This is a genomic window from Rhizobium sp. CB3171 (assembly GCF_029714265.1).
GTDB lineage: Bacteria > Pseudomonadota > Alphaproteobacteria > Rhizobiales > Rhizobiaceae > Rhizobium.
Map to the genome: position 1 here is coordinate 455,335 of NZ_CP121653.1, position 26,032 is coordinate 481,366.

The window sequence follows — 26,032 nt, forward strand, 5'->3', positions numbered from 1 at the left end:
ACATCGAACATGGCGTGGGTGGTCAGCAGAGAATTCCTTGATCGCGCGTTCCTGATCGCTGCTTTTCTGGTGGCCCTCGGCGCGGCCGCCTTGATCGGCGATACGCGCGAAGCACGGCAATATCGAACGGATCCCCCGGTAGGGGCCGCGCTGGATGAGCTGCGCCTGCTGCCGAACGGCATCAGCGGCACTCCCCCTGAAATCTACTTCGCCCTCGGCAAGCCTTACGAGAAAACCGCTTATGACCTCAGCCAGGGTAAACGCCTTTATTCCTGGTTCGGCTGTGAGACGTGCCACGGAGACGGGCGCGGCGCGGCCGGTCCCTCTTTCCTCGACGGATGGTGGCTCTATGGCCCGGAGATGGTGTCGATCGCAGCCTCCATCCGCAACGGCAGACCCCACGAAATGCCGGCCTTTCGCGATAAGATGACGATCGATGAGATCTGGCAGCTCGCCGGCTATATCCACACAGTCGGTGCATACAAGGTAAAGACCACCGCGCCGAGCCGAAACGACGACAAACATACGCGCCCGGCGGAAAATCGCGCGCCGGCGGCAATCCTATTCGAAGAAGGTCCTGCCGGGATGAACGCCGCGCAGGGGCCGTCACCTTGAAACCGGGTGTTGCCGTTTTCGTGCTTCTGGCGGCAATCCTGATTGCAGGATGTAACGGCGCGCAGTCGGCCTTGAATGCCGAGGGTGCCGCGGCCGTTCAGCTTAAGCACTTGATCATCGCGATCGTGATCGTCTGCTCCGCGGTGTGGGCGCTGGTCATGATCGTTCTGATCCTGGCATTGTTGCGATCGAGGACGCAGCGGCAAAGTCCAAGCGCCGCGAGCGAGCGGCGGATGGGAACGTTGGTGACCGCAGCGGTTGCAGCAACCGTGCTCATCATCGCCGGCCTGACGATCGCGAGCTTCTATGGAACCCGCGGTCTCGGCATGGCTGAGGATGCCGGCGTCACGATCAAAGTGCGCGGCCAGCAATGGTGGTGGCAATTCATCTACGACGATGCCGATCCGGCCAAGACGTTCCAGACGGCCAATGAGATGCATATTCCCGTCGGCGTAGATATTCGCATTGAGCTCGAAAGCACCGATGTCATTCATTCCTTCTGGGTACCGAGCCTCGCCGGCAAGCGCGACCTCATTCCCGGCCGACAGAACACCATAATTATTCGAGCGGATCGTCCAGGCGTCTATCGCGGTCAATGCGCGGAGTTCTGCGGACTTCAGCACAGTCACATGGCGCTGTTTGTCATTGCCGAGGACGTGGCCGATTATCAGCGCTGGGCTGCCGCACAGCGCGGCAACAGCGCATCGCCGCCGGATCCGGAAGCGATTGCCGGCAAGGCCCTCTTCATGCGCAAGCCCTGCGCCTTCTGTCATACCATCCGCGGTACCGACGCATCGGGAACGACGGGGCCGGACTTGACCCATCTCGGCAGTCGGCAAACGATTGCGGCGGGCCTGCTGGACAATACACGCGGCTCGCTCGCCGCATGGATCGCCGATCCTCAGACGCTGAAACCAGGAAACAACATGCCGATGGTTCTCCTCTCGAGCGACGAACTGCGGCAGCTTTCCGCCTATATGGAAAGCCTCAGATGACGAAGGACGCCAAATCAGCTGTACCGACGGATTTGATGTTCGACGATGACGAGCTCGAACGACGGCTGACACAAACCTGGATGACGGGGGCCGGCGTCTGGGGCGCCCTCACGACAGTCGATCACAAGATCATCGGCCGCCGCTACATCACGACCGCATTCGTATTTCTCGCCATGGGCGGTCTCCTGGCGCTCGCGATGCGGCTGCAACTGGCGCAGCCGGAAGCGCGTTTTATCGGCCCGGATCGCTACAACCAGATTTTCACGATGCATGGCGCGAACATGATGTTCCTATTTGCGGTGCCAGTCATGGAAGCCATGGCGGTCTATCTGGTGCCGCTCATGGTTGGCACCCGCAATATTGCCTTTCCGCGCTTGAACGCCTTTTCCTATTGGATCTTTCTAGCCGGCGGATTGCTATTATGGACCTCGTTTGCTCTGGATACCGCGCCCGACGTCGGATGGTTTGCCTACGTGCCCTTATCCGGGCCGCAATATGGCGTCGGCAAGCGCGCCGACCTTTGGGCGCAGATGATCACTTTCACGGAAGTTTCGGCATTGGCCGTTGCGGTGGAACTTGTCGTCACCGTCTTCAAGCAGCGGGCGCCCGGCATGGCGCTGGACCGCATCCCGCTGTTCGTCTGGTCGATGGTCGTCACAGCCTTCCTCGTCATCATGGCTATGCCGGCGATCATGCTCGCCAGCTCATCGCTCATCCTGGACCGTCTGGTCGAAACGCAGTTTTTCAATCCCGCTGAGGGCGGTGACGTACTGCTATGGCAGCATCTGTTCTGGTTCTTCGGGCATCCGGAAGTCTACATCATCTTCCTGCCGGCCGTCGGCATGGTATCGACGATAACAGCGACTTTTTCGCGCCGCCCCGTGTTCGGGTATCTTCCGTTGGTGATGGCGCTGATCGCTACCGGGATTCTGGCATTTGGCCTTTGGGTGCATCACATGTTCGTCGTCGGGCTGCCGCGGCTCGGCGAGAGCTTCTTCACCGCCTCCAGCATGGCGATCGCCATCCCCGCCGGGGTGCAGATATTTTGCTGGCTTGCGACGCTGTGGGGCGGGCAACCCGTGTTGAAAACGCCGATGCTGTTCGTCCTCGGTTTCATCGTTACCTTCGTCATCGGCGGACTGACCGGCGTCATGGTCGCCTCCGTGCCGTTCGATACCCAGGTGCATGACACCTATTTCGTCGTCGCGCATTTCCATTACGTCCTGGTCGGCGGCGCCCTCTTCCCCTTGCTCGGCGCCATTTATTATTGGTTCCCCAAGATGACCGGCCGGATGATGAGCGAGACGCTCGGCCGCTGGGCCTTCGGGCTGCTTTTCGCCGGCTTCAACCTAACCTTCTTCCCAATGCATATTCTGGGCCTCGAGGGCATGCCGCGGCGCATCTACACCTATCAGCCGGAAATGCCTTGGGCCGGCATGAATATGTTCGTCAGCCTGAGCGCCGTCGTCCTCGCGCTGGGGTTCCTCGTCTTTTTCATCGATGTCATCCGCAGCGCTCGATCGGGTCCGATCGCCGGCGAGAATCCGTGGGGCGCGTCGACGCTCGAATGGGCGATCCCGTCGCCGCCGCCTTGTTTTAACTTCCGCCGCATTCCGGTGGTCGGCGATCGCGACCCGTTGTGGACGCAGCCCGATGAGCTTGCGGTTGCGACCGGGCTGCGCACCGACCGGCGTGAATTGATCGTCAGCAGCGTTGTTGAGGCACAGCCGGAAGCCAACGAATCCTCGCCGCGAAATTCGATCTGGCCGCTATGGGCGGCTCTTGCCACCACGGTGATGCTGATTTGGTCGATCTTCTCGCCATGGGCTGTCGTATGGGGATCAATTCCCATCGGCATCACGTTAATCGGTTGGTTCTGGCCCAAACAGACGCCGGAGGACGAATCGTGAAGGAACGCATCGTACTCGACGTTTCAAAGTTGCCGCCCCATGGTATGGGCACGGCAAGCCCGACCTGGTGGGGAACCTGCGCCTTCATGCTCATTGAAGGTTCCGGCTTCGCTTTGGCCATCGCAGTCTATTTCTATCTGATGAGCATCGCGCCGCAATGGCCTATCAATGCGCCCGCGCCCGGCCTCATCCCCGGAACAGCGTTGACGGCCATCTTGTTGGCGAGCGTCGTGCCGAACATTCTTTTATCCCGCTGCGCGCGGCAAAGAAATCTGCGCAAGGTGCGGATCGGGCTCGTCATTATGTCGGTGCTCGGGGCAATACCACTGATCTTGCGCGCTTTCGAATTCACCGTCCTCCATGTGCGCTGGGATGACAATGCCTACGGCTCGATCATATGGACACTGCTGGGCCTTCATTCGACCCACATCATTACAGACCTCATCGATACACTGGTGCTGACCTGCCTGATGTTTACGAGGCATGCCGACAACCCGCGCCGCTTCGGCGACGTCGAGGATAATGCGATGTACTGGAACTTTGTCGTGGTGGCTTGGATTCCCCTATATACATGCATCTACTGGGTGCCACGCCTATGATGACCGCAGCGGCAAAATACGGCGGATTGATCTTTGCTCCCCTTGTTTGGGCGATCAACACCCAGCTCGGCCAAATCCTCCCCTATGTCGATTGCAGCCGTCGCATGCACTGGTCGCTTATCGCATCTTCCGTGACCATCCTTCTTGCGGTGGCGAGTTCGTTAGCACCGCAGATCGGTTCGAAGCCGGAGGAGGCGCGAACGGGGCTGTTCATCCGCCATCTCAGCGTCTTGGTAGGGCTCGTCTTCGCCTTCGCGCTTGTTCTGCAAGGGGGAGCCGCATGGCTCTTGAACGCATGCGAACACTAGGCGCTTTGATATTTCTGCTGATGATGGCGCGGCAGGCGGCAGCGCACGGCGCGGAAGCGCATTTGTTTCATTCGATCTGGACAATCGATCCGTGGATCGGAACGCCGTTAGCGATCATCGCTTTTCTTTATGGCCGGGGTTCCTGGAAATTGTGGCGGCGCACCGGAAGGAGCCGGTCCGTTATGGCGAAACGCGCCATTTGCTATTGGGCAGGCTGGCTGACGCTTGCGGGCGCACTGCTGTCGCCGCTGCACTGGCTCGGAGAGCAAGTTTTTACTTTTCACATGATCGAGCACGAAATCATCATGGCGGTCTCCGCTCCGATGATTGTCATCGCGCGGCCTGCGGGTTTGTTCCTATGGGGCATGCCGGACCAACTGAGGCGCTGGACGGGCAGAGCGATGCGGCGAGGCACGGTGCGATCAGTCTGGCGCTGGCTGAGCGGCGGAACCAATGCCACTCTGCTGCATGCCGTCGCCATATGGGCTTGGCACGCGCCGGCCCTTTTCGATGCCGCCGTCGACGACGTCGCACTGCATCGTCTGCAGCATCTGAGCTTCTTCGCCACTGCCGTGCTGTTCTGGTGGTCGGTCTTCTGGTGCAGCAATCATGGCGTCGCTGCGTGGCATCTTTTCCTGACCATGCTGCACACGGGCGCGCTCGGCGCCCTGATGGCGCTGGCCCCCCGCGTTCTTTACGTCGAGCAGACGCATGCCGCGGCAACATGGGGACTCACGCCGCTGGAGGACCAGCAGCTCGCCGGCATGGTTATGTGGATTCCCGCCGGGACGATTTATGCCGGGGCGGCACTCGTATTGGCTGCGCTATGGATTGCCAACGCCGGCAGGGGAGTGGACCATGTTCAGCGCATCCGTCCTTTATAGAAATCGCAGCGTCTGGCTGGGCGCAGCAGCCATTGCATTGCTCTGCGCTCTGATCGGCACGAACATGGTAAAGAACTCGCAGCAGCGGCTACAGGCGGCGCGCCTGCTCACCCAGGGCGGCGACCCTTCCCGCGCACCGCCGATCTTTCGTCGATATGGCTGCACCGGATGTCACCAAATCCCCGGAATCGCGGGTGCGGACGGACAAGTGGGCGGCGCTTTGTCTGGGCTTCAAACGCGGGTCTATATCGCCGGCGTAGTCAACAATACCGGCGACAACCTCGTTCATTGGATTGTATCGCCGCAGACCTTCTCTCCCAATTCGGCGATGCCGAAAACGGGGATTTCGGAAGCGGAGGCGCGCGATCTTGCCGCCTATCTCTACATTCACTAATTCGTTCAAGGATGGGGCGTGGGACGAGCCGGCAGTGACTTGATGTAGCGTGCAATGGCGTCGCGATCGCTCTGCGGCAACATTGCCGTATTGGTCACGACCTCGGCCATGGACGAGCCGACGCGGCCGTGGTCCGGCGTGTTGCCGCTCTTCAACAATTCCGCGATATCGGCTTCGGACCAATGTCCGATCCGGCTTGGTGTAATGTTGGGAATAAAGCCCGTGCCCTCGGGATCGGTGCCGCCGGCAAACCGGGTTTCGGGCTTGATGGCACCGAAAAAATTGCGTGACGAATGGCATTCCGCGCAGTGGCCGATGGTCTCGACCAGGTAGCCGCCCCGAGACAGAACGGTATCGCCGCCGACCGATGCCTGCGTCTGCCCCTCATGGAAGAACAATAGCTTCCAGAAGCCCAAGACGCGGCGTATGCGGAACAGAAGAAACAGATCATGCGGGGGCGGATGGCCGGAAACCGGTGCCAACGTCTTCAGATAGGCCCGCAGATCCTTGATGTCCTCGAGCCGCATGCCGGTATAGCTTGGATAGGGAAACACCGGATAATAGTGCCGACGTTGCGGCGAAACCCCGCCGATCATGGCGTTGGCGAGATCAACCGTGCTCCATCTTCCGATGCCATCAACGGGGTCGGATGAGATATTGGGAGCGCGAAACGTGCCGAAGGGCGCTGCGAGCGCGATGCCACCGCCCAATCGCAGTCTGTCCTGCTGGCCCGGGGTGGCGTGACAGGACGCGCAGTCGCCGGCAGCAAAAATAAGCTGCCCCCGAGCCGGATCACCATTGCCTTCAAGGCGCGGATCATTTTGAGTGAAAGGTACGGTGGGTTCCGTCACGAACCAGATCGCAGTGGCCGTCAATGCTGCGGCCAGGCACAGCCAAACTAGAATGCGCATAGCCCTCTCGACCGACACGCCGGGCCTGAGTGAAGTCGCCTCCCATAGAACTGACGAAAGGGCCATTCGTTCCACTCTAAAGGCTGGCGGTAGCTCCTCCTTCCTATGGCAACAGAAGCTTCTGGGTGGCGAGATCGACGTCGAGCTATTTTGTCGTTGCCTGTTCTTCGCCCGCTTATCGGGAACAAACGCTGACTGCAGCGGTTTGATGTGGCTAGGTAGCCACACTTTGCCAAAGGTGCTGCATTGGTCAACTTGGTCAAAGGCTACTGGTTGTCGAAAAGCAACCGCGCGTTTTACTTAGGAATTTGGCGGGGCCCATGAACAAGTACGAACCCCATCTTGCACGTCTCGCAGCCTATGCGGAAATAATGATGAATGGCGAGATGGCTGAACAATTCGGCGCAATCTGTTCACGTCTCGGCGCCGACGGAACTATCGAAGTTCTTCTCATTACCACGCGCGAAACGCATCGTTGGACTATTCCCAAGGGATGGCCGATCAAAGGTTTGAAGCCGAACGAGGTTGCGGAGCGCGAGGCTTGGGAAGAGGCTGGTGTCAAAGGCAAGGCCGAGAAAAAACCATTTGGTTACTACACCTATTTGAAGATCTTCGATTCGGAAAACGCCACCCCATCTATGGTCGAGGTTCATCTTCTACGAGTCCAGAAGCTATGTGCCAAATTTCCGGAACGTAAAGAACGCACCACAGAATGGTTCTCGCCTTTGGAAGCTGCCAAAAGAGTGCAGGAGCCCGAATTGAAGGGCCTGCTGGTGCGCTTGATGCATTTTCCGATCGAAAACGTCGTGGCCGAAATGGACAGGAGAAAAAGCCGTTCGTGATCCCTACCATCCCTGTCCACGCCAAGACGCAGACCGCTTTGCGGGCGCAGCGGTGCGAAAAGCCGGCTTCAAATTGGATCATGGATAGCAATGCTGCCTGTGCTCGACGATCGGCGCGCCCGCTTTAGCGATGGCGCGACCAACGCTCTCATCCGCAATCGTGATGCGTTCCGAGACAAAGGCTTTAACGTGCTGCTCGTCGAGGAACGAATCTCACCTCTGCCACGGATTTCATGGCCGGTCTCAAGCGCCCTGTTATCATTGTCGCCACGAGCAAGGGAACGCAGCGTGCGGCGGAAGGATTGCGCCGGGGTGCGCGTCCGGACAAGCTGGTGCTGACCTCCGGCTTTCTCAGCAACGCATCCGGTCCGGCCAAGAGTGTCGCCGCTATCCTCGGAAAGTCAGCGCTCCTGCCCACGACGCTCGTCATACATCATCGCGAAGACAATTGCCGCTTCACGAAGCCGACTGGGGTTGCACCGTTCAAATCATGGGCCGGAGCGAAGGTTGAAGTGAATTGGTTGAGCGGAGGAAGCGAACAAGGCAATCCGTGTACCTTCAGCGCGCACCATGGTTTTGCGGGGCAGGAATGCCGAATTCGTTTCTGTCATTACCGATTTCGCTGGTCGTAAGGCGGAATAGCCAGTCGGAAGCCGAGCCGTACGCTTGCGAATAGCCGGCAGCACAGCGAGATCCCGTATCGCGACAACGAGCTGCAAAATCCACCGTTGTCTCCGCACATTTTCGCGAGGGCCGCATGAGCCTACTCCCCGTACACGAATACGCCGTCCTCTCGTGCCGCCGCAATCATCGCACTGCGGGCTGCCTCGGTGGTGATTCTCCCCTCGACAGCATCAAGAAGCGCTTGCTTTGCCCATTCGTAGGCTTGTCCGGTTCTCTCTGTCGGCCATTCGTTCAGGAGAAAGCCAGCAGCGCGCTCGGTGCAGTTAATACTGACCACGCGGCCAAGGCGTTTCGTTTCGAGCATCAGAGGATGGTCCCACCATTGTCTGTCCATAGCCATATCCCTCCACAACCCGAACCAGCAATCGGGAGCTTTGTTCCTGGGAGGGCGGCGTCAAAATTAAAACTCGTCGAGGTTTCTTCACGTGAACCAGCTAACGAGCATTCCGAGCATGCACGCGGCCATGGCTATCGTCGAGCCCCATCCCAGCCAGCGCAGCCAACCCTTGATAACGAAGTCCCCCATGATCTCCGGTCGGACAGTCATCGACATCATGACTGTCATCACCGGCACGGCGACAACACCATTGATAACGGCAGACCAGTAAAGCGCCTTGACCGGATCAATGGGACTGAGGGTGATCGCCGCGCCGAAGCCTGTCGCGGCTGCGAGCGTGCAATAGAATGCCCCGGCCTCTTTTGGTTGGCGTGACAGACCCACCGGCCATCGAAAAGCTTCTCCGATGGCATATGCCGCAGCACCTGCCAGGATCGGGATCGCCAGAAGTCCTGTCGCCACGATGCCAAAAGCAAAGATGGCAAAAGCAAAAACGCCGGCGATCGGGCGGAGCGCTTCGGCCGCCTGGGCGGATGTCTCGATGGCGATGGTCCCGGCTCTGTTCAGAGTTGCCGCAGTTGCGAAGATGATTGCCAGCGCGATGATGTTGGAAAATGCCATGCCTATCAGTGTGTCGGCGCGAATGCGCGAAAACGCATCGAGTGCCTGACGCGGGGCTTTCAACAGAGATTTTCTGTCATGGTTGGCGTGGATATCTTCAGCTTCCTCCGAGGCTTGCCAGAAGAACAGATAGGGCGAAATCGTCGTGCCGAAGATGGCAAGCAGCGTCGTGAAGAACGCGCTGCTCCAGTCGATACGGGGGACTAATATACCTTCCAATGCTTCGTGCCATGGAATGCGCACGGCAAACAACACCGCCACGTAGGAGAACAGGCTCAACGTCATCCATTTCAGGATAAGGGCGTAGCGATCGTAATTGACGAACACGATGCCACCGACGCAAATTGCCGCGAAGCCAACGACATAAAGGGCCGCAGGCCCTCCGATCAACAGGGTTGTCGCGTCCGCCATGGCGCTGAGATCCGCGCCGATGTTGATGGTGTTTGCGATGAACAGCAGCGTCACGATGGAAAGGAGAAGCCAATTCGGGTAGTGCCGCCCGAGATTGCCTGCAATGCCATGACCGGTTGTCCTGCCGATGCGGGCACTGATTTACTGAATTGCCGCCATCAGCGGATAGGTTAGCAACATCGTCCATCCGACCCCGAACCCGAGCTGGGCGCCGGCTTGGCTATAGGTGCCAATCCCGGACGGATCGTCATCGGAGGCGCCGGTGATAAGGCCCGGCCCCAATCGACCGAGCATCTTCTTCGCTGCGGGCGCGAGAACGGAAAGCGGCCGATCCTGCTTGGGAGCCGTCAGATCATCCATGGTGACCGATCCACAGGGCGTAGGAGGCAGCTCCGGCCAGCGCCCGCCCGAGGAGTGTCAATGGAACGGTGTGTCCGGAATGCTCCAGAAGCGACAAGAAGATGGCGCCGAAAAAGATCGCCACAAGAACTCCGATCGTTTGTACCTTGGGGATCATGACCCTGTCCTCGAGAGTGCATCTATAACCCTCTTCAAAGCATAAAGGTTCCAGCCCGCATCTTGCGCATGACTTTGCCGCCTGACGAGGCTCCCGCAGCTTCGAACCGATCTTCTCGAGCTCGTCGATTATCGGCAATAGCTCACCATCAAGCGTGGTGAGCATGTATTCGGCCGAGGGTGGCGAACCGACGATGACCTCGCGCCCAAAGACGCGGCCGATCTCAAGGCTATGGAGCGCGCGCTGCGCATTTTGCCAAAGAGGGGGTGAGCAGTAGCGAAGCAGCCGGTAGGGGACGAAACATAAACTAGCTTTTCCCGCAAGCTGAACCTGCACTTGGAGGTCTTAGCCCAGCTTTTACGCAATTCGTTGTCCGAATGGAATAATTTCGGCTGCCTGCCGTAGGCCTGTCGCAACGACCGATACCCTGAATTTCCCGACGAGTTGTGGCGGATGTTCACGGAATGGTGCTCGGTCTGCTTGTCGACCAGGTGTCGGATATTCTCACCGTCCGCGGCGACCAGATTCAGCCCGTGCCGGAAATAGCCACCTCATTCGATCGCGGCTTTTCCGATGCCATCATCACCCATGAGGAGAGCATGGTTTGCTTCCTCAATCTCGCGCGGATGTTCCCACCGGGCGACAGTATTGCCGCGTGAGGTCTCGGGAAAGTTACGACCGTTTTAACATTCGGTGAGCCAATGGCGCCGATTTCTTGCTGTACAGCGCTGCGTGCTCTGCTGGTAATCAAGGGCGTCGGCAAAATACTTTGGTCTGCGCATACACCGCTCGCACGTTCTCAAATGTCGCCGAAGCCCAGCTTCGGGCTTCGGCGGCATTTAACTGAGACGGGTCGGCAAGACGTCTGATATCATTTCGCAGCCAGATCGCTTTTTTCACAAATCTACAACCTGCTACATTGTCCATTGCCTCACCAGGTTGCTCGGGGAAGCATCTTCCGGAATATCTGCCAAAGACTGCATTTTGAAGTGACGTTCAATCGACCTTTTCAAGCCGCGCCCAATACGCCATCTCACCTGGAACGCTGACGCCGGCGCTGCGTCCTTCCGGAACGAATACGGTCCTCGTGGAAGCTGCAGTGACCACCGGATCCGCACCGCAAAACATCTGCATCAGCATCTGCATGACGATAGCGACGCGGTCGTCAGCGATCGAATAGTAGATCTGCCGGGATTCACGTCGGGTCTGGACGACGCCCGCCTGGCGGAGCTCGCTCAGTTGCTGCGAGAGCCCTGGTTGCTTCAGCCCCAAATCATCCTGAATCTCGCCGACAGACCGCTCCTTTTGGGCAATATGGCACAGCAGTATCAGGCGGCTTGGTGTACTGAAGAGGCGCATGAAGTCCGCAGCCTCCACGGCCCTTTCCTGCATCACTTCAACGGAAAGAGATATGTCGATCACGCGCGGCGCTTCCGATAATACCAGGACTGGCCTTCGGCCAACTGCTCAGTCTCATCCAGCGAAATCGCCGCCGGCTCCACCAGTGCATCACCGGGGTGCCATCCCTCCGGCGTCAAGGCGCACTCGCGTTCCGATGTCTGCAACGCCTCCACCAGACGCAGCAGTTCCTCGACTGAACGGCCGACATTCATCGGATACCAGACGATGGCGCGGATGATGCCTTCCGGATCAATTGCGTAGGTCGCACGAACGGTGCCGCTATTTTCCGAAGATGCGTCCAGCATGTCGTATGCTCTGACTATCACCATCGCCGAATCCTCAATCAGCGGGAATGTCACCTTGATGCCGAAGCTGCGCTCGATGTCTCGCAAAGAGGATATTAATGATGGCTGCGGCGATGTAGATCGCACGCCAGCCGAAGGCGTCGGCGACGAGGCCGCTCAGAAAGCGCGATAGCATGATACCGATCAACATGGTCGATGCGATCGCGCCGATCACGTGGCCCCTCTGGTCGTCGCGCGCCAGATCGCCGGCGAGCGGAACGAGCAACTGGCCGGAAATGGTGGTCACGCCGAGTGCGGTTAGGCCGCCGAGCAATACCCAATATCCGGGTACAAAGGCGCTGAAGAGCAGCGCGAGAACGGACAAGCCCATCATTACGGGGATGAAGCGTCGGCGATTGAAGGCGTCGCCCAGAGGGACGAGCAGAAGGACGCCCGCCGCATATCCGAGTTGGGTCACCGTGACGAGCGTTCCACTGGAGGCCAAGGAGATATTGAGGTCCGCCGCGATTTCGGTGAGTAGCGGCTGGGCCCAGTAAAGGTTTCCGACCGCCGAAGAGCCGGCCAGGGCGAAGAGCAGGGTCATTCCTCGAGACATGCCCCCGGCAATCTGGGTGTCCATTTTCTGTAACCTCGTAAGCCGCGATGACGGTGTGAATGACGCTATGCGCGGGAGTCAACTTGAGCCTCTAAGCCCGGCCCGCGGGCCGGCGTCTGTGCGCCCGTTCCTTGTTGCCCGCTACGCGAGCGTGAGGAGGAGTTCGATCATACGGGGATCCTGATGGGTGAACCCAGCCAACGGCTGGTGTCGATCGAAGCCGCCGATGATGCTCATCTCGCCTTCGCTGAGATGGAAGTCGAAGATGTCGATGTTCTCACGCAGGCGCGCGACGCGCGTGCTCTTCACGACCATGGTGACGTCACGCTGAACAAGCCAGCGGAGAATGACTTGCGCCACGCTCTTGCCATGCGCGGCCGCGATGTTCGCCAGCGCGCTGCTGGTCAGGACCTCCTGATTGCCTTGAGCCAATGGCCCCCAGGCTTGAAGAACCGTACCGTGACGCTGCAGCAGTGCCAGGGTGTCGACCTGTTGATTGAGCGGATGCGTCTCGCGCTGGTTCACCGCCGGAATGACGCGGTTGTGTGTCACAAGATCGAGGAAACGGTCGGCATAGAAGTTGGAGAGGCCGATCGCCCGAACCCTACCTTCGTCCAGAAGCTCCTCCATCGCCCGCCAGGCGCCGTAGTAGTCGTTGAACGGCTGATGCATCAAATACAGATCGAGGTAGTCGAGCCCGAGATTGTCCAGCGAGACCTGGAATGCCTCTTTGGTTTTCGCGTAGCCGTAATCCTTGAACCAGAGCTTGGTTGTGACGAACAGATCCGCGCGGGGTACACCCGACTCTGCCAGCGCGGCCCCCACCGCCTTCTCATTGTAGTAGCGGGACGCCGTGTCGATCAGCCGATAGCCTTCCTCGAGCGCAACGGGCACCGTTTTCCTGACCTCGGCATCGTCCATCCTGAACACGCCCAGGCCGAGCTTGGGCATCTGCACTCCGTTGTTGAGCGTGACATATTCCATTGCCGATCCTTTCTGTATCGGTTGAAGCTGAGCCTGGCCGTCAGTTCGCCGCCGGGGTCGGGTTGCTGTTGAAGATGTCGGCGATGACTTTCCATTCGCCGCCGATCTTCTGCCAGACCAGCACATACTTGCCCTTGTCGGTAATCGGGCCCTGCGGAAGCGTTGCCGCGAAATCATAAGTGCCGCGATCATGCGCGAGATCCCCTGACGCGGAGACGACCACCTGTTCGGGATGCAGGCTGAAGGCAAGGTCTTTCAACTGGAGCTGGCGCGTCCACCGTGCGCCGATCGCTGCGCTGCCAACGACCGCGGCTTCGCCCGGCGCCATCAACACGGCATCATCGGCGTAGAGTTTCTGGATCGCCGCCGCATCCTTAGCCTGGAGCAGTCCGGCCCAGCGTTCATGGATGGCATTGATCGCGTGCTTATCGGCTGATGTGCCGGCTTCGGTGACAATAGCCGTTTGAGCGGAGCTCATCGTTGGGAGAGCGGGGCTCAGCACGATGGCGGCCGCGAGAATGAGTGCGTTGCGCATGAGTTCTCCTTGGTTCACGAGGATGATGTTGCGTTAAAGTCAGAGACGGCGTTGCTCGGGACAGGAGCATCGGCGGGCTCAGCCGTCTGCCGAGGCGCAATGGCGCCGGTATTTGCTCAGGGGATCAGGTAGAGTTTGCCTTTAGCCCGGCGGTTCTCGATGTCCCGGTGGGCATCTGCCGCACGATCGAGCGGATAGCCGGTTGCCTCGTCCAGCCGCAGCCATCCGGCTTGCACGGCAGCGATCACATCGGACGCCCGCTTCTGCAACTCTGCCGGATCGGCCACATAGGCGAACACCGACCCACCGGCGAGGCGCAGACCGCGCTGGGTTAGCAGCGTCGGATTGATCGCCGGAATAGGCCCGGAAGCGGCGCCGATGGCCACCACCGTTCCGCCAGGACCAAGCGTCGCGATGGTCTTGAGGAGCGTCTTTTCCCCCAATCCGTCGAATGCAAGGTCAACGCCGTTGCCCCCGGTAAGCCTGGTAACTTCGTCGGCGAAGTCATAGTCGTCGCCGTAGACGATGACGGCATCGGCGCCGAATGCGCGAATGCTCTCTGCCTTTTTGTCGCTGGACGTCGTGCCGACGACCCAGGCGCCGAGATGTTTCAGCCACTGGACCAGAAGCTGCCCCAGGCCGCCGGCCGCCGCATGCACCAGCACGCGGTCGCCGGCACGGATGTTCCGATACTCGTGGACGAGATAGTGGGCAGTCAGGGCCTGGAACAGCAGGCCCTCGCTGACCATGAAGGTGTCCGGGATAGGGATTGCACGTTCCGCGGAAACGACCGCCTGGCTCGCATAGGAGCCGCGCGCATCCATCCAGGCAACGCGGGTGCCTACCGAGAGACCGGAAGCCATTGCGATGCCTTCCCCCACCTCCAGAACGCGGCCAACGCCTTCAAGGCCGGGGACAAACGGAAGCTCGATCAGGTGGACCCGAGAGGCGCCACTGCGTTGCGTGAGGTCCAGATAGTTGATCCCGGCGGCTTCCACTTCGACCAGAACCTGACCGGAGCCGGGATGCAGGTCCTCGGTGGTCTCGGCGACCAGTTGCTCAGGCCCGCCGAACTCCGTGATTGCGATGTGTCGCATTGCATTTCTCCCCGGGCATGCCGCCCGTTCGACTGGAATGGATGTTGCTCGCCAGGATCCAGGCGCGAGGCGGCGTTAGAGCCGGGAGCCGCCATCGATGTGAAGGACTTCGCCGTTCATGTAGCCGTTGGTCATCAGGAACACGGCTGCGGAGGCGGTCTCCTCGGCGGTGCCAAAGCGGTGAAGCGGATGCTGTGCTTCGATTGCGCGCACAAAGCCATCCCTCGCTTCGCCCATGGCCTTGCCGAGGAGCGGCGTGTCGATGGGACCGGGTGACAGGGTGTTCACACGGCGCGGAGCAAGCTCGAGGGCCAGGCCGCGACCGAGCACTTCGACGGCAGCGCAGGCGCTTGCGATGATCGCGGTGCCGTTGCCATCAGGGCGGTGCGTCAGGGCGCCGGAGACCAGTGTGATCGAAGCGTCCTGGGCCAGCTTGTCGCCGAGCGTGCGCAGAATATGCACGACCGACCAAATGCGCTCCTCATAGGCGAGGCGGAGGAGGCAGATGTCGGCTTCGAGAACCTTTCCCATAGCAAACGATCCCGCGAGCAGGACGAGATGATCGACCTGTCCGACATCGGATAGCGCTTCGCGGATCGCTTCTGGATCGGTCACGTTGGCGGCCCGCCAGTCGGCAAAGCCATGTTGCTCCGCGGCGCGGCGCGAACGGTCCCGGTTGAGCCCGACCACTGTGACGCGAGCTCCAGCGGCCTTCGCCTGGAGCGCGGTGGCGAGGCCGATACCGGAAGTCCCGCCGAAGATCAGGACGTGCTTGTCTTCAAGGGGAAGTCGGGCTTCGTTTGCTTCCGCGGCTGCAATGGTCTGCGTCATGTTCTTGGTTTCCGGTTCTTCGTCGATTGCGATGACCCGAAAGATAGACCTTGGCCCTAAGTTTGATAATTATGCCCAATATCCTTATAATAGTGCCGTCATGGAACAGATTGGAATTGACCGCCTCACTGGGATCATCGCTTTTGCGCGTGCGGCTTCGCTCGGCAGCTACAGCGCTGCCGCGCGTTCGCTGTCGATCTCCCCGTCTGCTGTCAGCAAAAGCGTTCAGAGACTGGAGGAGCGTCTTGGCGTGCGCCTCTTCGCCCGAACCACGCGATCTCTGACCCTCACCCCGGAGGGGCGTGACCTGCACGACCGGGCACTAAAACTCCTGCATGACGCGGAGGAATTGGAACAGGTGGCCGTGGCCGCGCGGGGCGAGCCTTCAGGCATACTCAAGGTCACGGTCTCGGTGCCGATCGGGGTTCATCTGATCGCCCCCAATCTCGCGCGCTTCAGGGAAAGCTATCCTCGGCTGGCTGTCGATCTGCGCGTGAGCGATGGGTTCGCAGATCTCATTCAGGAAGGCATTGATGTTGCGATCCGGGTGACCGGCACGGAGGATTCACGGCTGATTGCACGGAAGCTGGCGCCCAATCGGGTGGGCGTCTTTGCTTCGCCCGGCTATCTGGAAAAACGGGGGCGGCCCGAACGGATCGAAGACATCGAGGGGCACGAATGCGTCAATGTCCGCCTGCAGAGCAGTGGACAGCTCATAAGGTGGCCTTTTCGGGTCGGTAAACGTGTGGTCGAGATTCTTCCGACGGCCGGTCTCGTGTTGGAGAATACCGATGCTGCCGCGGCCGCGCTCGTCGGCGGCGCGGGAATTGGCCTGTCGCCCACCTATATCGCTGCACCATTCGTGGCGCGTGGCGAACTCGTCCCTCTCCTGGTCGACCATTGGGTCGAACGAAACCACATCACCGCCCTTTGGTCGGAGAGCCGCAAGGGAAATCCGAACGTCCGCGCGTTCGTCGCTTTTTTGCGCGAACTCTTTCCCGATCCGGCGCCGTGGGACGCGATTGCGGGCGTAACCTGACCAGGTAGGGCAGTTTCGCCATGTCGTTTGGCATTAAAACGTGAGAATGCGACCGCTTCTTTGGGAGCGGGAAAAACGGGGGGGTAAGGATCTTCAGGTAATCGGGTGCCTTTTGTGAAAGGGCCATTCGTGACAGTGCAATTGCAGATGATCGTCTCGGTAGAGTTTGTTGGGATGGACGGCGTTCTGCAGCGTCGCGAGGTTGCCAACGTCGAACGGATTGTCGATGTGGCCTGTCTCGATAATTTTGGCCTCTCCCTGGAAGAACGCAAAGAAATACAGCGGCGCCTGCAAGGGAAACTGACGCAGTTTCAGACCGACCAAGCCACCCAGCGAGATCGGAAATGCCAAGACTGTAACCGACCCCGCCAAATCCACGATTACAGATCCCGTACAATCCATTCGCTCTTCGGAACTTGTTCTGTGCGCGTACCGAGGTGGCGCAGCTGCGAATGTGGAGCGACCTCAAGATCGGGCGCCGGACACGTGGAGACTTTGCTGGATGGCAGAGCAACGCCGGAGTTGGAGCGGATCCAACCCGAACTGGGTTCCCGTTTGTCCTTTCGAGAAGCCGCTCGTGTGCTTGATATCTTTGTGCCGGCCGCAAGGCCCCATAATCATCGAACCGTGAGCAACCGGCTGGGCAAGGTTGCTGATGAGATCGAAAGGTGGGACGTCGCGAGCCCTTATCGGATCAGTCGTGCCGGCAAGTCTCCCGTTTCCGTTTTTATCGATGGCGCTTATATTCGCGCGGTTCCCGGCTATCAAAGCCGGCATTTCGAGGTCGCCATGGGGCGGGTTGTGTCGCAAGGCCGAGCACCGCGTCAGTTTGCCGGTGCGCCGAATATCGCTACCGGCAAGCACGATATCCTTCGCGCGGCGTTGCGAGCACAAGGATGGCTCCCCGGTCGAGACGTGACCGTTTTCAGCGACGGAGAAGTCGGCTTGCAAAGCATCGTCCTCAGCGCAACACGCCAGCCCGTCACGCATATTCTCGACTGGTTTCATCTATCGATACGGCTGCGACACATCGAGCAGGCCTGGGAGGGCATCAGGCATCTCCAAGATCTGAACGTCCATCTTCGAGATGTTGCAGTACATGTGCCAAGGCTTCGATATCTGCTTTGGAGTGGTTATGTCCGAGAGGCAAGCGAAGCCGTAATGCAGATGCTCGCCCAATTGGATCAGCATCCCGGACTGCGCGACGCTGCCGGGAAGCTCAGGCGTCTATGCGAACTGATCAACAATCTTGGCACCTACCTGGTGCAGAACGCAGCTTCGATCGCCAACTACTGTCGGCGATACTGGTCCGGCCTTCCGATATCCAGCTCGCCGGCCGAAAGCGCCGCCAACAGCCTCGTCAATGCCCGCATGAACAAGAAGCGTCAGATGCGTTGGTCGCCGATTGGCGCTCATCGGGTTCTACAGGTCCGAGCCGCCGTCGCCGATGGTCGTCTCAAGCAGGCAAAGCTCAGTCTTGCGGCGTAACCCCTATCTTTTTTCCACTCCCTCGTTCACAGCTTGGATTGCTAGCAGCGTATTGGTACGGCCGGGCTCGTCGAGCGGTGTCAGGTCGAATGCTTAAGGAGAATGCGGCACAGAAAGATTGACAACTGTATCGGAACCCGCACGCAGACTATTCTGCCAGCACCTTGTCCAGCGCAGTCTTCTGTGACGCGGAAGGGTTGCCTAAATAGAGTTTTAGACTTTTCTCGTCCTGGATCTCCGCCCATGCGTGTGTTCCATCTTTGGTGAAGAGGATTGCGGCCTGGCCATCGTTTGTCGCGTGCTGCTCAGCAATGACGGTGATCGTGTAATCTTTGGAGTCGATAGATATCATCGTGACCGGTTCTGCGATGAACCGGTTTTCATCACGCACCCAAGCAGGTGCACCCTTCGCCGAAGACAGCATGGCCTTCCATGACCGGGCATGAACCGGGTCCTTCAGGAGATCATAAAGATAGACGTCCTTGGCATGGGCGATATCTGTCATGCCGACAAGTGCAAGGAAGAGTACGAGCCTACGCATAAATCCGTGTTTGTCCTCTTGGCATAATGGGTCGCAAAAGGGAAAGAATTTCGCCTCGAACAAACCTCTGTGGGAGTCGCGATATTCGCATAACCTGCCACCGCGACCGATTACAGCCGATTTCCGAAGTCTAAACGCAAGTGCACTTGTTTTGGACGATCCTGCACCGGCGATCTCTCGGATGTGAATACTAGCGCGGCAGGTTCCTAATGGGGCCCGCAATTTCCAGACACAGTCTGAATTCACATGAAACGAATGGGCACAAGCTTGCTTCCTCGCTTCCGGATGCCGTGCCATCAACGAAAGCGCAATTCTGGACGCATGTGCACTCGAGATGGAGCCCAGTAGACTTCACGCAGACCTGCGCTTCTTGAACGGTGATCAACCGTTGAATAGACATCATTATATTTCCAGTAAGGCGCTTTTTCCGCGAGGCCATGTTGACCATTCTTGTGCGTATTTCCCGATTGTCGGCTAGCGGCGCATTGCTTTTGCTGGCTTTTCTTTCGGGCGGCAGCGCCCTTGCGGCTGGCCAGAATGTCGAGGCTACACCCAGCGTGCGGTCGCAGGTCCCTGGCCTCGAAATCACGCTCCTATCGCAATTACCCAAAGCGCCCGCATCGGCCCAATCTCTGGAAGAGTGCGACGCACTGGTCACTCCGAAGAGCGAGGGTGGAAAGGCGGCCGATGCGCTCGGTTGGGGAGTAACGGGCGAAGCAAAGCTTGGCCCCTACGACGCGGTGAGCTTTGCTGGCGAGTTCGACCCTTCGACTGCGGGCTCCTGCGAGATCGACCAGGGCAACATCGCGCTCTTCAATGGTCCTCAGCTTCTCGTCATCATCTACGCCAACAAGAACAGCAAGCTTTCGATCGGTAGGATTGTTAGCGCCCAGGGCAGCCTGCGTATTGTTGATGGCAGCCTTGTCCAGTTGCCTGTTGGCGACGTTCGGCTCGTCGACGGTCATGTGATCGAGGTAGAGCCTTTAGCAAAGCAGGAATCCGTCTGTGGCGGGAAGGCAGTGGTGCCCGATGTTCATGGCAAGCCCGTCGTCGAGGCGCGTGCGGCGATCATTGCCGAAGGTTGGGAGCCGTTTCGAAGCCCGGCGCCCTCCTACGAAGATTACGTCGGCGACGAAATTCGCAAAAGCGGAATTATCGAGGCGACCGATTGCTCTGCGACGGATCTCGCATCTTGCAACTACTATTATCACAAAGGCGACATGGAGCTGAGCCTCACCAGCTTCGGTGACGGAAAGCCGACGGTTTCGGACTATCAGGCTACCTGCGAGCGGTCCAAATGGCACACGGCGAATTGACGCGCTGCATGATGATATCAAGCGATTGTGAGGATTTCCAACCGCGAGGAGAGAGGATGAGCACAGGACGGTCGGTTTCCAATCGCCTGCTGGCGGGATTTTGTATTCTGTCCGCCTTCGCTGGTCCGACGCTCGCCAGCGGATCGTTGCCGCCCGAGCCGTTCGTGGCCGGCCCATTCCCGAGCTTTGCGGCATGCCTGGCCTACCTGACGGCAATACACAAGCAGCAGACGGCCCTTGCCATGCCAGAGCCCGTAGCGACACAAGAAGGCGGCACACGCCAAACACTCGTCTCGACGAAGGATGTCTCCCAGGGACCAGGTGAACAGGCCAGTTATGAGGCGGAGGTCGACTATCAGAGCCGGGCCGTGGACACGCGAACACGGTCCGTTGTCACGACCATTTCCTGGGAACGCTATTCCCTGAGCTGTCAGGGCGCTGCTTTTGGCGGGACAGTTCAACGCGGCTATTATCTTCCGGCAATAGAGCCAGACCCATAAGGGCCGGCTCTCGTGAATGATTTCGAGCTTCCTTATCGCGGAAGCCGGCTCTCCAGCTCGGCGGCCCGCTTGGATGTCGTTTGCACTAAGCAATCGTCGGCAACGACCAAAGCGGCCGTGCCGCCATCTTTGTCTACAGCGCATTGCCGGTCGCGTTCGGCAATCCAGGCGCGCTCTTCGTCGCGCAATTGCGTAGCGCTGATCTGCTCCAGTTTTGCTCGCAAGGTGCGATAGGCTCGATTGAGGCGATTGTCCTGATATTCAAGTTCCGTGGCGGCGCAGTCCCGCATAGCAACGGTAACACCTTCGGATTGCTTGAAGCAGGACTTATAAGAGGGACGCACCGCGTCGACTTGCTTTTGCACCCCAGTTGATGCCGTCGCTTCGATATTCTTCTGCTCGACCGCGCAAACAAGCGTCGGAATAGATAACGCCAGAGCAGGTAGTAAGAGGCGAGAAAACGTGCCACGCCAGACATTCATGCTGATATCCTTTTAACGATAGAGGTCGATGGGTTTGGACTAGCTGCGATTTGTTGCGGTGAGGAGCATGTTTTCGCCCCACATCGAATGCTGATCGCCGATACTTAGAAGAATGCAGGCTCCCTCATTTACGCGCCGCTGAATACGGTCTGCGGGCATCAACGCGTCTCGTGGTGCAGCCAATCTGCCAGAATTGTTATCGGCAAGACCGCCCGCATAAGCGGGTCGGAAGAGAGCCGTCCCGCGCATCAATTCGCTTCTGCGCCTCTACTGCGCGCGAGAGCTGCCGGCCAGCCGTGAAGATACAGATCTGAGAAATATAGACGGATGTACACCAATGACGGACGCAGGAATGTCGGTTCATCGGAGGCGTTCTGATAATTGCCGACCAAACCGAGATGATGCGGCGGTGGTCGCTCTTGAGACAGGGCCGGGAGATATGCGGCTGTGATGCACGAAACCATTGTTGGATGTTGGATTCGCATGCTTGGACCGATGAAGAATATACACCTCCAGAAACGACGGCCCATAGCTTGGCCATTTGTGACCGGCTTCCTGGCCCTCCCGATCGCGGCCATGCCGCTCGGATCGGTGGCTCGAGCCGCGTCGGGGAGTGGTGAGGCGAAACGGGTCCCGGTTCTCCTTTGCGACGGCGACAAAGATGTCCTCGCCGACAATGCCGAGATGCGTAATGCAGCAGCTATTGCACTCGGAAAAGACCTGCCTTTTCAGGCGGCCAGTTCATCCGATGGCTGCACAAGCCTCGCAGCGCTCCTAAGATTCACAAGCGCTAAGGTCTTGATCACGGCGACCACGGATCCGGGTGAAAGTTCGCCAAGCCAGAGCGCTCATCTTTCGGCCTATTTCCTCCGAGACTCGGGCAATCAGCTACGGCTCGTCGCTTCAAAGAACAACTTCGCCGACAGCAACGGCTCGTGGGGCAATGCCGGGGAGATTGGCACTGCACACTTTGGCCCTGATGACGGCATGATGGTGACCGGCGGGACGTCTCAACAGGGCTATTCCAGCGAGTCGACCGACTTCTATGCGTTCCGAAACGGCGGTATCGTTTCGCTTGGCATGGTTCCGACCGGCTGGAGCAACGACGACGCGGCGGCGACAGAGAACGAAGCCATAACCGTTACGGGCAAGGTCGAAACGGATCTGCCACAGCCCGACCGCGTGCGCGTCACCTATATGAGAAGCGCCCATGGCGAGGACAATCGAACCGGTGTTGCCATCTGGCATTCGCAGAACGGTCAGTTTGTGCTCGAGGCAGGAAGCATTCCGGAAGAGATCGCCGAGAATTTCGATCTTGACGCCAATGTCGTCGCCAAAAATGGCACGCCTATCGGCTCGGCGGATGCCGCACCTTCCGCCATTGCCGGCAAGACCCTATGGTCGATCAACGACGCCGGAATGGAACAACCGGAATCGGCGATAATCGAAGCGATCAAGCAAGATCCCAATTATCCGTCAATCTGCAGGCTAACCGGCAAGAAGATGCTGCCGTCGCTTTCGGAAGGAGCGGCGACGTGGTTCGTGACGACGTCGAACCGCTGCGACGCCGGCGCAGGCTTGGCGCCGGTCTGGATCGTCTCGGTCGGACCGACTGGCAAAGCCTCAATCGTCTTAAGCGAATTCCTTCGTGCGGTGAAGATCCAGGATAGCCGGCATGGAGACTTCCGCGACATCGTCGTGAACGGCGATGCCAAGCTTCCCGACTCCGGCGATATCTACAGTTTCGACGGCACGACCTATCGCAAGACCAAATCCTGATGCCGAAACCGGGTAAGCCGACCCTCATTCCGAAAGATCAGCAATGCGTTTCATTCCATTTGCCTGTGCCGCCTTGATGCTCCTGTCGACGCATGCCCTCGCCGACGACAGTTCGGCCACATTGGGGACCGGAGGTCTCGTTCTTCAGAAAACGGACAAGATCGCGCTCGTCTCCGAGGATCTCTACCTGTCCCCCACAGGCATTCGAATCTCGTATCGTTTCCGCAATCTGACGAATGCAGACTACGCGACGACCATTGCCTTCCCGATGCCGGCATTTCCGGGTGGCGGCTCCAATTCCACGACCGTGGTTCCCGATCCGGCGAACGACAATTTCATGAAATTCAAGACCGTTGTCGACGGGCAGTCCGTTCCTTCGCAGCTCGAACAGCGCGCCTTCCTCGTAGCGGACGGTCAGCCGGACAAGGAAATTACGGATAAGCTCAAGGCACTGCACTTATCCCTGGTTCCGACAGCCGAGGCCACCGAGGCAACGATCAACCGCTTGTCGAACGCTCAGCGCAAGGAATTGGTGGATGCCGGTATCTTTGATGCCGGCGAAGGCGATTACACCGGGCAGCCAGCCACTCTCTATCCGCTTTGGACGCTGCGCTCCAAATATTGGCGGCAGCAGATCTTTCCGAAGGGAAAAGACATGATCGTGGAGCAAAGCTATGTCCCGGTCGTCGGCAGCCAGTCCACTCTATCGCTCGGCTCTCCCGACATGGATAGCGATCAGCTCAAACATTATAGCGATACCTTCTGCACCGACGAGACCTTCCTGAAGGCGGCTCGCTCGCTTCACAAAAAACTCGACGACGCCAATCCGACGGTCCAGGCTTTCGAGCAATATCTCTCCTACGTCATCACCTCCGGCGGCAATTGGGCGGGACCGATCGCTGACTTCAAGCTCATCGTCGACAAGGGCGATCCAAAGACGCTGGTGTCCTTCTGCGGCGATGGCGTGAAAAAGATCAGCCCGACCCAATTCGAATTGGACATCAAGAATTACGCGCCGAAACGCGACATCGATGTGCTGCTGCTTAGAACCATGCCGGTTCAATGATTTGGGGCAGGCAAACTTGGTGTCGAACGAGCCTTTCGTGATAGTTCCCATGGCAAACCGGAATTCGCGCAAAATGACCTTCGCCTTGAAGCTTAACGTTTCGAAGACTGCAATCTTCGCCCTGGCCTTGGTTTTCGCCGCTCCCTACGCGGTCGCGCCGCGGCCTGCTTTTGCCCAAGCCTCGCCCCAAGGCGGACAGCTCGATCAGACCGGCTCGGGTTCGATCGAAGACGCGCTGAATATATGGGAGAGGCGTCTCAGCCAGGAAGGATTGATCCTGCTCGGCTACTATAGCGGTTTTGCCGACGGCAACTTTGGACAAGCCAGCCGCAATGGCATCGCGAGCTATCAACGCGATCATAACAGGGCTTCCACCGGCTTGCTGTCGCCTCAAGATGCGCTCGAATTGTCCCGTGCAGCGCTTGATGTCCGCAAGCAGCTGCAATGGCAGAACCTTGATAATTCCAAAGCCGGACTGACCATATCCTACCCGGCCGGGCTGCTGACTGAACAGCAGGACAACGACCTTGGAGGCGAAACCCTGGAAGCGAGAAACGGGTCGCTTTCGTTGAAGACCGCACGTTTCGCCAATAGCGGCATTGCTCAGCTCGACAATCTATTCCAGACCCTCGCCGTGGATCAGGGCAGTACGATCACCTACCAGCTCAGGCGGCGTAATTGGTTCATCGTTAGCGGCAAATCGGGAGATCGAAACTTCTATTCCCGCTTCGAGCAGCGTGGCAATGAAATCCGCGGCTACGATTTGACCTGGAGTGCCGACAAGAACGACAAGCTGGTCCAAAACATCTCCGTGCTCATCTCCAACGGCTTCTATCCCTTTGGCAATGACACCGCCGACGGTGAACCCAGCTATCCAACGCTGGCAAAACTCGCCGATCTGGCAGGCGCGAATGACAACAGTGCACAAGCCAACCAGAATGCTCCTTCAGACAGCACGACAGGCGCGCCAGAACAATCGCAACAAGAACCATCACAACAAGCCGACAATTCCTCCGGCCCGGCGACCAAGCGATTGAGTGATGACAAGGATGGTGTAACGGAACAGAAAGAAAATGCGCTTCCGCCGCCTACGGACGGTTCCTTGATCACGTCGGATGGTAAAGGGCTGCGCTTCACCTATCACTATTTCCCCCCGCAAGATTCCAACTTCAACTATGCCTATCAGTGGGCGGTCGATACCCATCTGTTTTCCAATATTCCAGAAATTGACGGCCTCGACGGGCTCTTCGTCACCCCACGCCCTCTGCATTATGTGACGCGGCAATGCGGCACCATCAACGCATTCTACAATAAGGAAAACGGCGCCGTATTTCTCTGTTACGAGATGATCGATAGCCTGTTGCAGATGGGTCAGGCCTTATCGAAGGGCGCCTCCGATCCCAAGGCACTGACGATCGAGTTCGTGCGCGATAACTTGCGTTTCATTCTGCTGCACGAGTCCGGCCATGCATTGATCGACTTGCTGGATCTTCCGGCCGTCGGACGTGAAGAAGATTCCGTGGATCAGCTGGCCGCTGTGCTGCTGCTCTCTCATGTCGACGACCGTGAGACCAAGAACGACATTGCGCGCGTTCTGCAGCTCGCTTCCGTATGGTTCAAGGTCAACAGCCAGGCGTCCAGCGCTCCGGACGTCGCAGCATTCGCCGACGAACATTCGCTCGATGCGCAGCGTTACTTCAATCTGCTATGCATGATTTATGGACTCAATCCGGACGACAACGGCGCAATCGTCGACAACGGGATGTTGCCGAAGGAACGAGCGGCCCGTTGTCCCGACGAAGCCTCCAAGATCAGCCGCTCCTGGGCACGATTGATACTGCCGCATTTTTCGCCGAGATTCCAACCGAAGTCGGACGACAATGGCGGCGATGGCGGTGGTCAGAAGAATGCTCAGGCGCCGCAGCCGGCGACCGGCGGCAACCCCCTCGAATGGGACAAAAGTTCGAATCCGTTTGCCAAATAAATATCAGAGCGGTTGATTTCGGACTTCGTCACGGACTGCAAAACGGCTTTATCGTGTTAAT

At 58.9% G+C, this 26,032-nt stretch carries 28 protein-coding genes and 2 pseudogenes; 17 read left to right on the forward strand and 13 right to left on the reverse strand.

The features are described from left to right. Positions 1-9: 9 nt before the first annotated feature. The 7 genes from QA648_RS21350 to QA648_RS21380 are packed head-to-tail and all read left to right on the forward strand — an operon-like array spanning position 10 to position 5,705. A complete protein-coding gene (locus QA648_RS21350; RefSeq protein ID WP_283053502.1) occupies positions 10-615 on the forward strand; it encodes a c-type cytochrome in 606 nt (201 codons plus the stop codon). Next, positions 612-1,610, forward strand: coding sequence for a cytochrome c oxidase subunit II (gene coxB, locus QA648_RS21355; protein WP_283053504.1), 999 nt, complete (start codon positions 612-614; stop codon positions 1,608-1,610). The genes QA648_RS21350 and coxB overlap by 4 nt, the downstream gene beginning before the upstream one ends. Continuing rightward, a complete protein-coding gene (gene ctaD, locus QA648_RS21360; RefSeq protein WP_283053505.1) occupies positions 1,607-3,520 on the forward strand; it encodes a cytochrome c oxidase subunit I in 1,914 nt (637 codons plus the stop codon). The genes coxB and ctaD overlap by 4 nt, the downstream gene beginning before the upstream one ends. Further along, positions 3,517-4,119, forward strand: coding sequence for a cytochrome c oxidase subunit 3 (locus QA648_RS21365; RefSeq protein WP_283053507.1), 603 nt, complete (start codon positions 3,517-3,519; stop codon positions 4,117-4,119). The genes ctaD and QA648_RS21365 overlap by 4 nt, the downstream gene beginning before the upstream one ends. After that, positions 4,116-4,427, forward strand: a complete 312-nt coding sequence (locus QA648_RS21370) for a hypothetical protein (protein WP_283053508.1) — start codon at positions 4,116-4,118, stop codon at positions 4,425-4,427. Before QA648_RS21365 ends, QA648_RS21370 begins: the two co-directional genes overlap by 4 nt. After that, complete coding sequence (locus QA648_RS21375) at positions 4,400-5,311, forward strand: cytochrome c oxidase assembly protein (RefSeq protein ID WP_283053510.1); 912 nt, start codon at positions 4,400-4,402, stop codon at positions 5,309-5,311. The genes QA648_RS21370 and QA648_RS21375 overlap by 28 nt, the downstream gene beginning before the upstream one ends. Further along, the gene (locus QA648_RS21380) at positions 5,286-5,705 is read left to right on the forward strand and encodes a c-type cytochrome (protein WP_283053511.1); all 420 of its coding nucleotides are present in this window, start codon (positions 5,286-5,288) and stop codon (positions 5,703-5,705) included. Before QA648_RS21375 ends, QA648_RS21380 begins: the two co-directional genes overlap by 26 nt. A gap of 5 nt (positions 5,706-5,710) precedes the next feature. Here QA648_RS21380 and QA648_RS21385 read toward each other — a convergent pair whose 3' ends face one another. After that, on the reverse strand, positions 5,711-6,616 hold the full coding sequence (locus QA648_RS21385) for a cytochrome c (RefSeq protein WP_283053513.1): 906 nt from the start codon (positions 6,614-6,616) through the stop codon (positions 5,711-5,713). Positions 6,617-6,936: 320 nt separating this feature from the next. On the opposite strand from QA648_RS21385, the gene QA648_RS21390 reads away from it, so the two are divergent. Further along, positions 6,937-7,458 (forward strand): NUDIX hydrolase, encoded by a 522-nt coding sequence (locus QA648_RS21390; RefSeq protein ID WP_283053515.1) that lies wholly within the window; start codon positions 6,937-6,939, stop codon positions 7,456-7,458. Between the two features lie 233 nt (positions 7,459-7,691). Continuing rightward, entirely contained in the window at positions 7,692-8,090 is a 399-nt protein-coding gene (locus QA648_RS21395; RefSeq protein ID WP_283053517.1) for a hypothetical protein, read from the forward strand. Positions 8,091-8,221: 131 nt separating this feature from the next. Here the strand turns inward: QA648_RS21395 and QA648_RS21400 are convergent, their stop codons facing one another. From QA648_RS21400 to QA648_RS21410, 3 genes and pseudogenes are all read right to left on the reverse strand, one after another. Further along, on the reverse strand, positions 8,222-8,476 hold the full coding sequence (locus tag QA648_RS21400; protein ID WP_283053518.1) for a DUF982 domain-containing protein: 255 nt from the start codon (positions 8,474-8,476) through the stop codon (positions 8,222-8,224). An 87-nt stretch (positions 8,477-8,563) separates the two neighbouring features. Continuing rightward, a pseudogene (locus QA648_RS21405) lies at positions 8,564-9,805 on the reverse strand (divalent metal cation transporter). Positions 9,806-9,863: 58 nt separating this feature from the next. Beyond that, positions 9,864-10,364 (reverse strand): winged helix-turn-helix transcriptional regulator, encoded by a 501-nt coding sequence (locus tag QA648_RS21410; protein ID WP_283053519.1) that lies wholly within the window; start codon positions 10,362-10,364, stop codon positions 9,864-9,866. 107 nt (positions 10,365-10,471) lie between these two features. Between QA648_RS21410 and QA648_RS21415 the strand changes: the two are divergent. Beyond that, a pseudogene (locus tag QA648_RS21415) lies at positions 10,472-10,687 on the forward strand (chemotaxis protein CheW); the annotation flags it as partial. Between the two features lie 337 nt (positions 10,688-11,024). Here QA648_RS21415 and QA648_RS21420 read toward each other — a convergent pair. The 7 genes from QA648_RS21420 to QA648_RS21450 all read right to left on the reverse strand — a co-directional run bounded on the left by QA648_RS21420 (position 11,025) and on the right by QA648_RS21450 (position 15,776). Continuing rightward, positions 11,025-11,450: a metalloregulator ArsR/SmtB family transcription factor gene (locus QA648_RS21420; protein WP_283053521.1), complete on the reverse strand. Its 426-nt coding sequence runs from the start codon at positions 11,448-11,450 to the stop codon at positions 11,025-11,027. Continuing rightward, positions 11,447-11,758: a hypothetical protein gene (locus QA648_RS21425; RefSeq protein ID WP_283053522.1), complete on the reverse strand. Its 312-nt coding sequence runs from the start codon at positions 11,756-11,758 to the stop codon at positions 11,447-11,449. The genes QA648_RS21420 and QA648_RS21425 overlap by 4 nt, the downstream gene beginning before the upstream one ends. 10 nt (positions 11,759-11,768) lie before the next feature. Then, positions 11,769-12,353 carry an MFS transporter gene (locus tag QA648_RS21430; RefSeq protein ID WP_283053524.1) on the reverse strand — a complete coding sequence of 195 codons (585 nt, stop codon included), beginning with the start codon at positions 12,351-12,353 and terminating at the stop codon, positions 11,769-11,771. A gap of 117 nt (positions 12,354-12,470) precedes the next feature. Next, positions 12,471-13,313 carry an aldo/keto reductase gene (locus QA648_RS21435; protein WP_283053526.1) on the reverse strand — a complete coding sequence of 281 codons (843 nt, stop codon included), beginning with the start codon at positions 13,311-13,313 and terminating at the stop codon, positions 12,471-12,473. A 40-nt stretch (positions 13,314-13,353) separates the two neighbouring features. Next, positions 13,354-13,848, reverse strand: coding sequence for a nuclear transport factor 2 family protein (locus QA648_RS21440; RefSeq protein WP_283053528.1), 495 nt, complete (start codon positions 13,846-13,848; stop codon positions 13,354-13,356). Between the two features lie 116 nt (positions 13,849-13,964). Beyond that, a complete protein-coding gene (locus tag QA648_RS21445) occupies positions 13,965-14,945 on the reverse strand; it encodes a quinone oxidoreductase (protein WP_283053530.1) in 981 nt (326 codons plus the stop codon). Between the two features lie 75 nt (positions 14,946-15,020). Further along, positions 15,021-15,776, reverse strand: a complete 756-nt coding sequence (locus tag QA648_RS21450) for an SDR family oxidoreductase (RefSeq protein ID WP_283053532.1) — start codon at positions 15,774-15,776, stop codon at positions 15,021-15,023. A 100-nt stretch (positions 15,777-15,876) separates the two neighbouring features. Between QA648_RS21450 and QA648_RS21455 the strand changes: the two genes are divergently transcribed. After that, on the forward strand, positions 15,877-16,815 hold the full coding sequence (locus QA648_RS21455) for a LysR family transcriptional regulator (protein WP_283054337.1): 939 nt from the start codon (positions 15,877-15,879) through the stop codon (positions 16,813-16,815). 129 nt (positions 16,816-16,944) lie between these two features. Then, on the forward strand, positions 16,945-18,303 hold the full coding sequence (locus QA648_RS21460; RefSeq protein ID WP_283053534.1) for an ISKra4 family transposase: 1,359 nt from the start codon (positions 16,945-16,947) through the stop codon (positions 18,301-18,303). 148 nt (positions 18,304-18,451) lie between these two features. Here QA648_RS21460 and QA648_RS21465 read toward each other — a convergent pair whose 3' ends face one another. Then, positions 18,452-18,808, reverse strand: a complete 357-nt coding sequence (locus tag QA648_RS21465) for an Ivy family c-type lysozyme inhibitor (RefSeq protein WP_283053536.1) — start codon at positions 18,806-18,808, stop codon at positions 18,452-18,454. A gap of 473 nt (positions 18,809-19,281) precedes the next feature. On the opposite strand from QA648_RS21465, the gene QA648_RS21470 reads away from it, so the two are divergent. Beyond that, a complete protein-coding gene (locus QA648_RS21470) occupies positions 19,282-20,160 on the forward strand; it encodes a hypothetical protein (protein ID WP_283053538.1) in 879 nt (292 codons plus the stop codon). Between the two features lie 56 nt (positions 20,161-20,216). Next, positions 20,217-20,660: a hypothetical protein gene (locus QA648_RS21475; protein ID WP_283053540.1), complete on the forward strand. Its 444-nt coding sequence runs from the start codon at positions 20,217-20,219 to the stop codon at positions 20,658-20,660. A gap of 32 nt (positions 20,661-20,692) precedes the next feature. Here the strand turns inward: QA648_RS21475 and QA648_RS21480 are convergent, their stop codons facing one another. After that, on the reverse strand, positions 20,693-21,142 hold the full coding sequence (locus QA648_RS21480; protein ID WP_283053542.1) for a lysozyme inhibitor LprI family protein: 450 nt from the start codon (positions 21,140-21,142) through the stop codon (positions 20,693-20,695). A 798-nt stretch (positions 21,143-21,940) separates the two neighbouring features. On the opposite strand from QA648_RS21480, the gene QA648_RS21485 reads away from it, so the two are divergent. From QA648_RS21485 to QA648_RS21495, 3 genes are all read left to right on the forward strand, one after another. Continuing rightward, positions 21,941-22,921 (forward strand): hypothetical protein, encoded by a 981-nt coding sequence (locus tag QA648_RS21485; RefSeq protein ID WP_283053544.1) that lies wholly within the window; start codon positions 21,941-21,943, stop codon positions 22,919-22,921. A 43-nt stretch (positions 22,922-22,964) separates the two neighbouring features. Then, complete coding sequence (locus QA648_RS21490) at positions 22,965-23,987, forward strand: DUF4424 domain-containing protein (RefSeq protein ID WP_283053545.1); 1,023 nt, start codon at positions 22,965-22,967, stop codon at positions 23,985-23,987. Between the two features lie 73 nt (positions 23,988-24,060). Continuing rightward, positions 24,061-25,971 (forward strand): DUF4344 domain-containing metallopeptidase, encoded by a 1,911-nt coding sequence (locus tag QA648_RS21495; protein ID WP_283053547.1) that lies wholly within the window; start codon positions 24,061-24,063, stop codon positions 25,969-25,971. Positions 25,972-26,032: the final 61 nt, after the last annotated feature.